Raw genomic sequence first — 14,558 nt, 5'->3', positions numbered from 1 at the left:
TTAATAACCTTTTTTAAACCATTTCACAAACTCACCAACTCCTTCTTTTAAAGAAGTTTTAGGCTTATAACCTACTAACTTTTCTAATTCCGTTGTATCAGCATAGGTTCGCTTAACATCACCATCTTGCATTGGATACATTACCTTTTGTGCTTCGGTACCCATAGCTTCTTCCATAATATTAATAAAGTCAAATAGTTTAACGGGTTTTGAATTACCTATATTTAAAACTTTATATAATTCATCATCGGCACTAAGGTCATACTTTATAACCCGTGCAACTCCTTCAACAATATCATCAATATAAGTGAAATCACGCTCCATTTCACCATTGTTAAATACCTTAATTGCATCACCTTTTTTTATCGCATTGGCAAATAGCATAGGAGCCATATCTGGTCTTCCATATGGGCCGTAAACAGTAAAAAATCTTAAGCCCGTAGTGTTAAAGTTATACAGGTGGCTATAGGTATGTGCCATTAATTCATTACTCTTCTTTGTAGCCGCATATAGACTTACAGGGTTATCTACTTGGTCATGTTCTGAGAATGGTACTTTTATATTCTGTCCGTATACCGATGAGCTAGATGCATATACTAAATGCTTAATTTTATAGTTTCTACAGCATTCTAATATATTTACAAATCCAACTAAATTACTCTGTACATAAGCATCAGGATTTTCTATTGAATAACGAACACCCGCCTGAGCAGCTAAATTAACAACATGCGTAAAATTATTTTTTTTAAATAGACTTTCAAGAGCTGATTTATCGCATAAATCCATTTTTGCAAATTGATAATTATTATACTTATTGCTTAAAACTAGATTTGCGCTTTGATCATCTTCGACTAAGTTTCTATCTATTCCAGATTGGCTTAATCTAGAATATTTCAAATTTATATCGTAATAGTCATTAATATTATCAATACCTATAATATTATGGCCCTCTTTAACTAACTTTTCAACTAAATGAAAACCAATAAAACCTGCTGCTCCTGTAACTAGAATAACCATATTAACACTTTAAACTATTATAGAATTGATATCCTATGCTTTATATATACCAAACTAACTCCAATGAAGCCTCCTAAAAATACCCCCAAAATAATTAACAGGCTTCTCCTTGGCCACGATTTATCATGTGGTATTATTACAGGCTCAAGAAGAGTAAATGCTGGCGTACTCTCAACTAATTTTAATTTAGCCTGCTCTAATTGACTTGATAAAGATTTAAAAACAGCTAGATTAGTTTCATATCTATCACTTAATTGTTGATACTCATAACTAGTTCTCTCCATTACTGTATACCTATGCTTATCTTTATAATCGAAAAAAGCAAGCTGAGCTTCTTTATAAAGACGCTCTTTTTCAACAAATTGTTCTTGAAGAAAATCAACACTTTGCTTGGCTTGTTTTGTTTTATATGCGGTAATATATTCTTGGAGTATATCAACGGCTTTTTGCACTTTTTGTGCAACTAGAATAGGTTCATAATCATCTGCAGTAATTATAACTAGTCCCGATTTTTTATCAACCTCTACACTAAAAAAGCCGTCTAGCTCTTTTAAAACTTCTACTTCATTATCCCTTAGGCTAATTACACCGTAATCATTATTATCTACTACACCATCCTTTGTAAAAAGGCCTTTTATAGTCCAAGGTAGCTTTAATGTATACATTAAAACTTTCTCTGAGAAACTAGGAATCGTATCCGCTAGCATATAATTATAAAGAGAGATCGGCTCTGAATACTCAAGATAATTAAACTCACTGTGCATCATTTTATTTTTGAATGGGTAACTTTCAACCACTTGAGGATACAATGCACTTTGTATACCCATTACTTCATTTCCCATCAAGGATCCTACATTCAGTCCTGCCATGCCTGCTAAAGCTCCTAAGCCTCCCAAACCTGAAGAGCCAGAATCATCAGTTGGCAATAAAACCGCTGTTGAGGTATATTGTGCAGGACTAAGAATTCCAATAAGAATTGCAATAATAACAGCAATTCCGATAGTTTTTATAATTAGTACTTTTTCATACCAAAGTGTTTTAGAAAAGGCAACAATATCAATTTCTCCATTTACGAAGATTCTTGGCTTATCAGTATTTTCTTGATTCATATATATATTTTATCCTAAGAGAAAAAATTTCCGTTATAGATCTGAAGGAAATGTATTAAACATCATAATACCTATAACGTCTACCTCTAATTAACAATATTCGATATAGTTAATCCTAATGTAGCTAAACTTGAAAGTATTCCAACCCAAGCGGCAACTGAAGCGGCATTTCTTACTGGTCTAGTAGGTACAATTACCTCAGCTCCTGGCTCTAATTTCGGATATTTTCTAATACCTAAAAAACTTTTAGTATCACTGGCTGTCCCATTAGGGTAAACCACATATACCTTATTCTTTTTCGCTTGAACAGCAAAACCTCCAGCTCCACTAATATATTTCTTCAATTTCCTTCCCTTAGTATAGGTTGATGAGATAGGGTTTAATACTTCACCAGTTACCTTAACCACTTGGCTTTTTCTAGGGACAAATATCTCATCTCCATCCAGTAAAAATACGTCATCCTTACCTCCAGGGTTCTTCATTATCTCATCCAAACTAATGCCAACAACCTCAAAATCTAAACTAGTAGACTTCACATCTGTACTTCGTGATATTAGCTCATCCTTAAGCATTACATTCTTAGTATCCTTCTCTATTTGACGTGTTAACATAGCTCCTTTGGGATAAGCATTAGGAGAGAAACCTCCACATCGCGCAATTAAGTCAGAAACACGGTCTTTATGAGTCGTTAAAGCATATTGTCCGCTATAAGCAATCTCCCCTGAGAGTGTAACAACAGACTGCTCGGCAAAACCTGGTAATTGACGTATGAATATTTTATCAAAAGGTTGTAATTCAAAGTCACCATCATTACCTAGTAGTTTTAAGTCTCTAGAAATTTGTTTTTGATAAACCTGGGATACTTTATCTGTTAAAGTAGCTTCTTCTTCTTTTCCTAACCTACGGGCAACCTCTATAAATGCCTCAGAGGCTGATTCCAAGAAACCTCCTGATTCATATACGATATCACTAAGTGTCATGCCTTCTTTATAATTAAAAGGCCCAGGTTCTTTGACTTCACCATAAATCTCAACAGTTCTAAACTCACGTAAATCGTGTATTGAAGAAATACTTATATTATCATCTTTCTGAATATCAAAATCAACTTCGCCATTTACAACATCAGCAACATCAAAAGAAATACTGGTTAAAGTAAAATCTTTTGCGAGGCGAGTTATAACTCCCCTTTCTAAAAAAGCATCTTCTCGCAAGCCATCCGCATTTTCAATTAATTTCGATAATGTGAGACCTTCTGTTATTTCATAATTTCCAGGACGGTATACAGCACCTGTGATAGCAACAATATTTTGAAACCTGTTTAAAACCTTACCTGCAACAATACTATCACCATTGGCAAGTTCTATTTTACTATAATTATCCTCGAGCACATCAATAAATTCCTGATCTCTACCATTTTTACGGTAAAGTTCTAACCTGTGCGTATAAGCATTTTCATTAAACCCACCAGCATACTCAACAACATCCGTAACGGTTTCTCCTTTTTTTGTTTCAAAAAGACCCGTTCTTTTAAACTGTCCTTCAATAATAATTCTTTGACGATAAGGTTCTATTATTATTACATCCCCATCACGCAGTGTAACATTATTATCAGCTTTTCCTTTAATCAAATAATCATATATATCTATATTCTGAATTACTTTTTCGTCACGAATAAGTTTTATATCACGAAAGGAACCATTTTCACTAGGACCTCCAGCTAGATATAAAGCACTAAAAACAGAAGCTGTTCCGGGCACGATATAGGTACCAGGACTTGAAGCCTCACCTATTACATTAACACTCACCGCTCTAATTTGAGCAATACTAACTGATGCAAAGGTCTTTGGGTTATCGGAAGACAAATCAGCGTATATTCTATTAAGCTTTGATTTTATCTTTCTTTCAGCATCTTCAAATGACATACCTCCAATCATCACTTGACCAATTTCTGGTATGCTAACATTCCCATTTTGATCGACAGTCAATTGATAACCCATTTGCGAATTTCCCCATACATCAATAACAATTACGTCTCCCAAGCCAATCAAATAAGATGGCGAGATCGGTGCTGTAGCATTAGGCTCAAACGTAAGTTTATCAGTATTAAAGAATGCGTATCCAAATAATTTCTTTTCTTCAACAACAGTCGGTTCTTTCTTTTCTTTTGAACTTACCTCCCCTTCTTCAAAAACCTTTGGTTCAGGCAATTCTGAAACTTGAGAACTTCCTCCTCCATTAAGCTTATGCTCCTGAATTCGTTGCTGTAATTGAAGAATTTGGGCGTCGGACATCCCTCGCGCTTTAGCAAGTGCCATAGCCTCTTGCTCAGGTATTCCACGACTATCCATCTCTGTAATAATTCGTTGAATCTGATCATCACTTAAAGCACCAACATCAACAGTTGCAGGATCAATATCTTGTGAAACAACATTTTTTGAAAGAAAAAAACATAGAAAAAATAAAAACAGAAAAGAAAACTTAATTCTCATTTTATTAAAAAATCAATTACTTAAGCCCTTAGTCAATACAACCTCCGACCCAATTTAACACTTTAAACACAAAGTATCAATAAACTACCCACACAAAGAAAGCATGTAGTACTACATGCTTTTATATAATTATTATAAACTTCGTAATCTAATAACACCAAACAGATGTTTAATCTTTAAAATAGTTGCGTTGAAAAATTAACAAAATCCCTATTCCAATAGAAATAGCGGAATCTGCTACATTAAAAACAGGTCTAAAAAAAACAAAATGATCACCTCCCCAAAACGGTACCCAATCAGGGAAATATCCATCTACAAGTGGGAAGTAAAACATATCCACTACTTTCCCGTGTAGAAATGAGGCATAACCTCCCCCTTCGGGCAAAAATGTAGCTACTTGCGGATAACTATCACTAAACAACAAGCCATAAAATGCACTATCGATTATATTACCTAATGCACCTGCTAAAACAAGTGAAATACTTACAATTAAACCTGTTGGCGCCTTCTTTTTAGTTAGTTGATATAAATAATACCCTATTCCGAATACAGCTACTATTCTAAAAACACTTAAAAGAACCTTACCGAACTTACCGGCTAGTTCCATACCAAAAGCCATACCATTATTCTCAATAAAATGAATAATAAACCAATCGCCAATAATATTAAACTCCTCTCCAAGCATCATATTGGTTTTAACCCATATTTTTAATGCTTGATCAACAATTAATACAAGAGCCACAATAACAATTGGGCGTTTTAATAATGATAACATACCTCTGTAAATAAGAAATGTGGCAGCAGACTTTTGGTTTCAATAGCCGCTACCACACAGAATAAGTTTATAATAATCTTAAATTATAGTATTCATTAAGGAACTTAAGATATCTATTTTTGATTCTTTTTGGCATCGATACTCAATGTAGCATGAGGCACTGCACGTAATCGCTCTTTAGAGATCAACTTTCCAGTTTCTCGACATACTCCATATGATTTATTCTCAATACGAATTAATGCAGCTTGTAAATGCTGAATAAACTTCAATTGACGTTGAGCTAGCTTACCAGCTTCTTCTTTAGACAATACAGATGCTCCTTCTTCTAAAACTTTAAAAGTAGGTGATGTATCTTGAGTATCATTACCATCGCCATGTGTAATGGTATTTCTCAAAAGTTCATAATCTTTTTTGGCTTTATCCAATTTACCATTGATTATGTCTTTGAACTCTTGTAACTCCGCGTCAGAATATCTTGTTTTTTCAGCCATAGTGGTAGTTTTTTTGTTATGAAACTTGTTTTTTTACTGCTATGTAAATTTCAACACCTGCTTCTATCTCAACAACAATACTATTGTTTTCACAGTTTGAATCTACAAGCTTAACTTTATCTGCTAATGTTTGAGCCGCAATATAATCTTTATAGTTAATTACGGCATTATTTATAATGTCATTTTTCTGAATTTCAACAATAACTTTATCTGTTACATCAAAACCTGAATCCTTTCTAATATTCTGTATACGATTTACAAATTCTCTGGCAATTCCTTCCTGACGTAAATCATCTGTAATGTTAATATCTAAGGCTACAGTTAACTTTCCTTCGTTTGCAACTAACCACCCAGGAATATCTTCAGACATGATCTCAACATCCTCTAACAATAACTCAACTTCTTGATCAGCTATAGTTAGATTCATCTTTTCATCACGCTCAATTGCTGCAATATCCTCTTGACCCATTTGATTAACAACGGCAGCAATTTGCTTCATTATTTTACCATATTTAGGTCCCAAAGTTTTAAAGTTGGGCTTAATCTTCTTAACTAAAACCCCGGTAGTATCGGTAAGAAATTCTAGCTCCTTCACATTAACCTCTGAAAGTACTAAATCTTTTACTTTTTCTAATTGAGTTTGGAATGAAGAATCTAAAACAGGCACCATTATTTTTTGTAATGGTTGACGAACTTTCAAGCTCACCTTACGGCGAAGGCTCAATATCATTGATGAAATATCTTGTGCATATTCCATTCTTTGCTCAAGTTCAGTATCAATTAGACCAACATTAACTTCTGGAAATAAAGTTAAATGCACAGATTCTTCTTTATTATTTCCTGAAACAGCATTTAAATCTCTGAACAATTGATCCATAAAAAAAGGTGCAATTGGAGCAGAAATAATAGCTACCGTTTCTAAACATTGATAAAGCGTTTGGTAAGCAGCTAATTTATCATTAGAGTATTCACTTCCCCAAAAACGCTTACGATTTAAACGCACATACCAATTACTTAAATTTTCTGTAACAAAATTCTGAATGGCTCTACCCGCCTTTGTAGGCTCAAACGCATCAAAGCTTTCAGTTACTTCTTTTACAACAGAATTGAGTACTGAAATAACCCATCGGTCAATTTCAGGACGTTCATTCATTGGAATCTGAGCTTCATTACCACTAAAACCATCAATATTGGCATATAATGAGAAGAAAGAATAGGTGTTATATAGAGTTCCAAAAAATTTACGTTTTACTTCGTCAATCCCTGACTCATCAAACTTTAAATTATCCCATGGTTGCGCATTGGTAATCATATACCAACGCAATGGATCAGAACCATGTTTCTCGATAACTTCAAATGGATCTGCCGCATTCCCTAGGCGTTTAGACATTTTATTACCGTTCTTATCTAAAACAAGACCGTTTGAAATAATATTTTTAAATGCAACTGAATCAAACAACATAGTTCCTAATGCATGAAGCGTAAAAAACCATCCGCGAGTTTGATCAACCCCTTCAGCAATAAAATCGGCAGGAAATACTAAATCTTCTTTACTTGTTTCGAATGGATAATGCATTTGCGCATATGGCATAGCTCCTGAATCGAACCAAACATCAATAAGATCGGCCTCGCGAATCATCTTTTCACCATTATCGGCAACTAAGAAAATTTCATCAACATAAGGTCTATGCAGGTCAACTAAATCATAATTTTCTTTTGAAAAATCACCCGCTTTGAATTCGCCATAAGGACTTTTAGCCATTACGCCTGCATCAACAGCCTTATTTATTTCTGTTACTAATTCTTCAACAGAACCAATACATTTTTCTTGTGTACCATCTTCCGTTCTCCAGATAGGAAGTGGAGTTCCCCAATAACGAGATCTAGATAAATTCCAATCAACTAGATTCTCTAACCATTTTCCGAAACGACCGGTTCCTGTAGATTCTGGTTTCCAATTAATGGTTTTATTTAACTCCATCATTCTTTCCTTAACTGCAGTAGTTTTAACAAACCATGAGTCTAAAGGATAATAAAGAACAGGCTTATCTGTTCTCCAACAATGAGGATAGTTATGTGTATGTTTTTCAACTCTGAAAGCTCTGTTACATTGCTTTAACATTACTGATAAATCAACATCTAAAGACGGATCTTTATCTGTTAACGTTTCATCATAAGCATTCTTAACAAAGCGGCCAGCATATTCTAAATAAGCATCAACATCAACAAAGTTTTTTATAAAATCGGCATCTAAATCTTCTAAAAGAAAATATTTACCGGTTTTATCAACCATTGGATTTTGCTTCCCCTCTTTATCTATTAAAATAAGTGGAGCAATTCCGGCAACTTTAGCAACTCTATCATCATCTGCACCAAAAGTTGGCGCAATATGAACGATACCGGTACCATCTTCTGTAGTAACATAATCGCCCATGATGATGCGGAAAGCATCGCCATCTGGCTTCATCCAAGGAATTAATTGTTCGTATGAGATGCCTTCTAATTGCTCTCCTGTGATCTCCTCTTCAATTACTTGAAAAGGAACTTTTTTATCACCTGGCTTATAGTTTTCGAATGATAAATCAGCATTTTTTGCGTTGAAATAAGCCGAAACTAAGTTTTTAGCTACTACAACCATAATAGGTTCACCCGTATATGGGTTAAACGTTTTTACTTTTTGGTAAGCTACTTTAGGACCTACTGCCAATGCTGTATTAGACGGTAAAGTCCAAGGTGTTGTTGTCCAAGCTAGGAAAAACAACTCTCCATCTACACCATCAAAAAGAAAATTAGATGTATCGTTTTTAACAACCTTAAATTGAGCTGTACATGTAGTATCTTTTACATCCTTATAACACCCAGGTTGGTTCAACTCATGTGTACTTAATCCAGTACCCGCTGCTGGCGAATATGGTTGAATAGTATATCCTTTATATAGAAAATCTTTTTTATAAAGTTCTTTAAGAAGGTGCCAAAGTGTTTCGATATACTTGTTGTCGTAAGTGATATATGGATTTTCCATATCGACCCAATAACCCATTTTATGGGTAAGATCTTGCCACTTATCAGTGTATTTCATTACATCTTTCCTACAGGCTGCATTATACTCAGCAACTGTAATTTTTTTACCAATATCCTCTTTGGTAATACCAAGAGTTTTTTCAACACCTAGTTCTACCGGCAAACCATGCGTATCCCATCCTGCTTTACGTTTTACTTCAAACCCTTTCTGGGTTTTATAACGACAGACGATATCTTTAAGTGAACGAGAAATAACATGATGAATACCTGGCAAACCATTCGCAGACGGTGGCCCTTCGTAAAAAACAAAAGTAGGATTACCTTCACGTGTAGTCACACTCTTTTCGAATGCATTATTTGCTTCCCAATCCTTTAAAATATCTTTATTGGTTTGAGATAAATCTAATCCTTTGTATTCTTTAAACTTACTACTCATTTCTCTTATTATTCACAATTTTGTAAAAAGTTGTGCAAATATAGAAGTAGTATAGCGTAAAAGCAAATGTATTAAAGTATGTAAAAAGGAGATTATCACTATTTGTTTATATTTGCTGCTCATAACGAAAGAACATGAACTTTTATACTCTATTCAATCTCAGTAAAAAGATTAAAAGCGCCAATATAAAACTATTGGGTGTTTATACACTTCACCTTTTGGGTCGACGCCATTTATCTATCCGGATTGATCCATCTCTAAATTGCAATCTTTTTTGCAAGATGTGTTATTTCAGCAATATGGAGCAGCGTAAAAAAATGAAAGGCATTATACCTGAATCAGATTTCGCACCTATTGCCAATACACTCTTTAAAAAGGCTTTTCAGGTGTACATAGGTTGTGGGGCAGAGCCTACCACTCATAGAAATTTCACCTCGCTAGTTAGACTAGCTCGCCAATACAATGTTCCTGATATTGGGATAGTGACAAATGGCCAACTACTCACCGATGACCAAATTAGAGAACTAATTGAATTAAAATTAAGCGAAATTACAATTTCCTGTCATGGTGTCAAAAAGGATACTTATGAGCACTTTATGACTACATCTAAATACGATCGTTTTTTAAGCACCCTTGAGCGAATCAATCGCTTTAAGGAAGAAGCAAATTCTAAGTTTCCAGAAATTAGAATTAACTACACGGTGAATAAAAAAAACTTAAGCGAATTATCAAATTTCTTTAATGTTTTTGAGAAGTATAACATCAGAACACTACAAATACGACCAGTACTTAATATTGGAGGGAAGTATTCTGACGCAATTGAACAGGGTCAATTTGATGAGTATAATAAAATACTCGCAGATTTAAAAGATTACAGCTCACAGAACAATATACGCCTATTAGCAAACACAACAAATGTAGAATTTAAAAAGAAAAATAGAGATGGTAAGGTTGCCGATGCAGTTTACACTTACATTGGACCTAAAACAGAAGAGCAATTAGGTAATAGATGGGAAGAAATGACTTTTAAAAAGTACATTAAAGCTACTGGATGGAGAAAAAATACACTTCAGTTTTTATTTAAAAAACAAAATAGCAAAATCAATAAGTCTGTAGCGAATTATGAGATAATTAGTTAAGGCGCCAACACCAGGTTAACGCCAAAACCTAAGGTATCTTTATCTTGCAAACAAATTTACTTTTATTGATTTTGCAAAAGCCCTTAATTCTTTTTCAGTCTCATCCCAACCAATGCACTCATCAGTAATAGAAACACCATATTCTAGTTTACTAAGATCTGCACATAATTTTTGTTTGCCGAATTTGAGGTTACTCTCAATCATAACCCCCATAATAGACTTATTACCATCTAAAATTTGTTGTTGAATTGACTTTAAAACTAATGCTTGATTTTTAGCACTCTTATTACTATTGGCATGACTGCAGTCAATCATAATTCGCTCAGCTAAACCAGCTTTTCTTAGGCGTTCTTCATAAGCCTTAACATCTTCAGCTTCATAATTTGGACTTTTTCCTCCTCGCAAAATAATATGTGTATCAGGATTTCCAGCAGTTCTAATTACAGCTACTTTCCCATCAGGTTCAATGCTAATAAAATTATGCGGTGCAGATACTGATTCTAGTGCATTAATGGCAATTTCAATATTTCCATCAGTACCATTTTTAAACCCTACAACTGAAGACAATCCGCTGGCCATTTTTCTGTGACTTTGTGATTCTGTTGTTCGTGCACCAATAGCAGTCCATGATATTAAATCTTGAATGTATTGAGGAGTAACGATATCGAGTGCCTCACCAGCAACGGGTAAGCCTAATTCTGCAATATAAATTAATAACTCACGAGCTTGTTTCAAGCCCTCTTCAATTTTAAAACTATTATCACACTTAGGGTCATTAATTAAACCTTGCCAACCAACAGTCGTTCTTGGCTTCTCGAAATAAACACGCATTACTAAATAAAGGGAATCCTTTAGTTCGTCTGCCAACTTCTTTAACCCACGCGCATATTCTTTAGCTGCTTCAATATCATGTATTGAACAAGGACCAACTACAACAAGCAACCTTTTATCAGCGCCGTTTAATATGTTTTTTATAGTAGCCTGTCCTTCTGCAACATTGGCAATAATTGCTTCGTTTAAAGGATAAAGATCTTTTAATTCGTTCGGTGTTATAATGGCCTGCTCGGCATTTACATTTATATTTTCAATTCTTTTATCAGTCATCTATGTGGTATTAAGGTATAAAACCAATGTGCTTTATATTTGGCTCGCAAATAACTGATAATTCTCATATTTTGCAAAAATATAAGGGTAATTATTTAAGGTTTAGGCATAATCCTATAAACGAGCAGCCCATCGCACCTCAACACCTCTAAAATCGAGTACCTCATAACAAATACCAGCACTACATGCGGGTCCACCCCTTCTCTCTCCTACAAAAACATTAAACGTGTGTTTATTGTGTGGCTTGTATTGAACATTCCCTCCAATCCAATATTTTGAATCTTCTGTTACAAATGAATCTGTACTATACTCTCCTTGCAGTCCTAAAAATAGCTTTGATTTATACCGAAAGGTTAAGCCGCCATAAAAATTATTCACACTCTCTTCATACCTCGTAAAATCCTGACCTTCTATATCAAACACTACTCCAAAATTCGTACCTAATGATTGATCTATACTTGAACCTATCGAAATACGATCTTCTTCTCCCTTAAAAGGATCCTGAGCAAAATCAACAAATACTTTTAAATCAGTATTAGAAAAAACACTACCTGAATATTCAAGAAACCACTCATGATAAGTTAAATCTTCGCCAAAATCGTTGTTAGCCAAAGTATAATTAGCTGTAATTATAGAAAATAAGTTTATATTATAGAAAACTTCTAATTGAATACCCGTTTCATTAGTGGGTTGTAAAACATGCGTACTTCTATTTAATAATTTATAAGAATGCTCCTTAACCAATGCAGGCGGTTCATTAACCCCTGCGCCAAGTAAGAAATTCTTATAATTTTTATACTCCAAACTTAAACCAAATGAGTTAATATAGGCATTTAAACTTCCATACGCTGCATAAGAATCACCTTTTAGGTCATCCTTACCTTTACCCCCAAGGTAACTTGCATAACCAACATAATAACTAAAGTAATTTAAAAAACTACCCCCACTATGAAGCATTCCATAATAGCTTTCTTCCAATTCATTATTCACTGATAAAAAAGAAGCCCCAATTCTTTGATCTTTGATCTTAAAATGGGTTTCAGCACCCGCAAGCTCATCATATCTCCTCTGCTCCCAACTTTCTGTTGGTGGATACAAATTATTCAGAGAATACCCCCAAAGTGCTTTTATCGTCATATTCTTTACCTGAAGAGTGGCGGATGCACCCAAAATATCAGTGTAAAAATATTGTTTACTTCTAAAACCCAAATCTTCTATTACAGCATTCGGAATCTGATAATTACGCAATAATAATCCTTTTCCTAATACCTCTTGATAATTGCCAACATTAACAGAAATTTTCTCTGTTTGATAATTTAGCTGAGCACTCGACAGATTTACGTAGTTCCTATCCTCATAAGGCGTTTGGTATAACTGAAGTCCTGTTGATAACCTAAAATCCTGATATTGATAATCTAATAATGCACGCGTGTAAATTGAATTAAAATCACCAGACTCGTCGCTAGGTATATTACCATATTGATATTCATTTAGCATACTTCCATTAAATTGTGCATTTACAATTATAGGAACAAACAATATAACTAATGTTAACCACAAATATTTAAGCATATAAAGAGGGCTTTGCATTATAAGTATTTCTCTAATTCTTCTTCAATCCTTTTTTCATCACCCTTAACAAAACCCTCATGTCTATAAATTACCTTATTATTTTTATCAACAATCAATAAAGTAGGAAGGGACAATACATTTAAATCATTCATCAAATTGTTATTCATATCGAGAATAATAGGGTAATGAATATTTAAACTTTTTATAATAGGCTTTACTTTTGACTGACTACGAGGACCATCAGTATTAACACCAACTACAGAAACACCTTGATCTTTATACTTTGTATAAATACCTTCAATATATGGCATCGACTTCAAGCAAGGTTTGCACCACGATGCCCAGAAGTCCAACACAGTAAGACCCTCTCCTTTTAAACTTGAAAAGGTTACTGTATTGTTATCAAGACTAGTGGCACTAAAGTCACGAATGGTTTGTGATTCCATAGAAACACAAAAGAATACAGTAAAAATAATTGAGAAACATATTTTCATAACAGTCGATTAATTGTTTAATTGCTCATTTACAACAGCAACAACATCGGCTATATCATTTGATGCTCCTCTTGTACCTTTAAATACAACATCTCCATTCTTATCAATTACAAGCAATCTATCATAAGTAGTACCCATATCGCCAGCAACTTTTGAACCATTTAATAATAACCTAAAAGAAGCGCTAGTACTTGATTTAAATCCACTAACAGCATTACTATTACCATCCCAAACGTCAATTCCTATTAATTGATAGTCGTCTTTATCAGCATAAGCATCAACTAAATTACTTTCAATTGAATTTACAGCTGCTTTACATGAAGGACATGAGTTACCAAAGAAAAAAAGCACAGTTACTTTATCCTTTTGATCAGATAACCTAAAAGTACCACCATTTAATTCTTCCAATGAAAAATCACCAGCATCACCCAAAACCACATCCCCTGAATCGTCAACATCTGGTTCACTAGCGCCTCCATCACTATTACTATCCTGATCTTTCATTTCCATCTCATCCTCCATCTGTTCTGCTGCATCATCTCCTTTATCACACGAAATCATGCTCACCAATAAAAATCCGAAGAGTAAAATCACACTATTTAGTTTCATAACTATAAAATTTAATTATTGATATTCATTCTAAATAACAAACAAAGGTTAAAAGCATAAAGTTCAATGAAACCTAGACTGACTTTTTGGGTGTGCCCCTGTGGGTCGGGCTTTACGTTGTATCTTTGCTTCGCCATAATGGGCTCACAAAGGATGTCACTTCAATCCCTCACACAAGAACTATTCATGTAGTAAAAGTATAAAATTCAATGTCCATTTTAAGGTACAAAAAAAGCCTCACAGAAACTCTGCAAGGCTTTACCATTATTGATGTATTATCTGTACCGAGAGGCGGGCTTGAA

Annotated in this window: 11 protein-coding genes; 1 reads left to right on the top strand and 10 read right to left on the bottom strand. The window is 34.2% G+C overall.

From position 1 onward, the window contains the following. The 6 genes from QMO11_RS20570 to ileS all read right to left on the bottom strand — a co-directional run bounded on the left by QMO11_RS20570 (position 1) and on the right by ileS (position 9,338). The gene (locus tag QMO11_RS20570; RefSeq protein ID WP_282039742.1) at positions 1-1,017 is read right to left on the bottom strand and encodes an NAD-dependent epimerase; all 1,017 of its coding nucleotides are present in this window, start codon (positions 1,015-1,017) and stop codon (positions 1-3) included. 17 nt (positions 1,018-1,034) lie between these two features. After that, positions 1,035-2,126, bottom strand: coding sequence for a Wzz/FepE/Etk N-terminal domain-containing protein (locus QMO11_RS20565; protein WP_282039741.1), 1,092 nt, complete (start codon positions 2,124-2,126; stop codon positions 1,035-1,037). A gap of 86 nt (positions 2,127-2,212) precedes the next feature. After that, on the bottom strand, positions 2,213-4,615 hold the full coding sequence (locus QMO11_RS20560) for an SLBB domain-containing protein (RefSeq protein ID WP_282039739.1): 2,403 nt from the start codon (positions 4,613-4,615) through the stop codon (positions 2,213-2,215). Positions 4,616-4,784: 169 nt separating this feature from the next. Then, positions 4,785-5,390: a lipoprotein signal peptidase gene (locus QMO11_RS20555; protein ID WP_282039737.1), complete on the bottom strand. Its 606-nt coding sequence runs from the start codon at positions 5,388-5,390 to the stop codon at positions 4,785-4,787. Positions 5,391-5,503: 113 nt separating this feature from the next. After that, entirely contained in the window at positions 5,504-5,881 is a 378-nt protein-coding gene (locus QMO11_RS20550) for a TraR/DksA family transcriptional regulator (RefSeq protein WP_282039736.1), read from the bottom strand. Between the two features lie 16 nt (positions 5,882-5,897). Further along, the gene (gene ileS, locus QMO11_RS20545) at positions 5,898-9,338 is read right to left on the bottom strand and encodes an isoleucine--tRNA ligase (RefSeq protein ID WP_282039734.1); all 3,441 of its coding nucleotides are present in this window, start codon (positions 9,336-9,338) and stop codon (positions 5,898-5,900) included. 134 nt (positions 9,339-9,472) lie between these two features. Here ileS and QMO11_RS20540 point away from each other — a divergent pair, with 134 nt between their 5' ends. Next, positions 9,473-10,477, top strand: a complete 1,005-nt coding sequence (locus tag QMO11_RS20540) for a radical SAM protein (RefSeq protein WP_282039732.1) — start codon at positions 9,473-9,475, stop codon at positions 10,475-10,477. A 39-nt stretch (positions 10,478-10,516) separates the two neighbouring features. Here QMO11_RS20540 and QMO11_RS20535 read toward each other — a convergent pair whose 3' ends face one another. The 4 genes from QMO11_RS20535 to QMO11_RS20520 form a co-directional block, all read right to left on the bottom strand. After that, positions 10,517-11,581 (bottom strand): 3-deoxy-7-phosphoheptulonate synthase, encoded by a 1,065-nt coding sequence (locus QMO11_RS20535; protein WP_282039730.1) that lies wholly within the window; start codon positions 11,579-11,581, stop codon positions 10,517-10,519. A 114-nt stretch (positions 11,582-11,695) separates the two neighbouring features. After that, the gene (locus tag QMO11_RS20530) at positions 11,696-13,153 is read right to left on the bottom strand and encodes a DUF6029 family protein (protein ID WP_282039728.1); all 1,458 of its coding nucleotides are present in this window, start codon (positions 13,151-13,153) and stop codon (positions 11,696-11,698) included. A 17-nt stretch (positions 13,154-13,170) separates the two neighbouring features. Next, positions 13,171-13,647, bottom strand: a complete 477-nt coding sequence (locus QMO11_RS20525; RefSeq protein WP_282039726.1) for a TlpA family protein disulfide reductase — start codon at positions 13,645-13,647, stop codon at positions 13,171-13,173. 9 nt (positions 13,648-13,656) lie between these two features. Beyond that, the gene (locus QMO11_RS20520; protein ID WP_282039724.1) at positions 13,657-14,256 is read right to left on the bottom strand and encodes a peroxiredoxin family protein; all 600 of its coding nucleotides are present in this window, start codon (positions 14,254-14,256) and stop codon (positions 13,657-13,659) included. Positions 14,257-14,558 lie beyond the last annotated feature (302 nt).

It is taken from the genome of Saccharicrinis aurantiacus (assembly GCF_947489045.1).
Classification (GTDB): Bacteria; Bacteroidota; Bacteroidia; order Bacteroidales; family Marinilabiliaceae; genus Saccharicrinis; species Saccharicrinis aurantiacus.
Note: the sequence above shows the minus strand (reverse complement) of the source record. Positions and strands in the feature narration are given on the sequence as shown.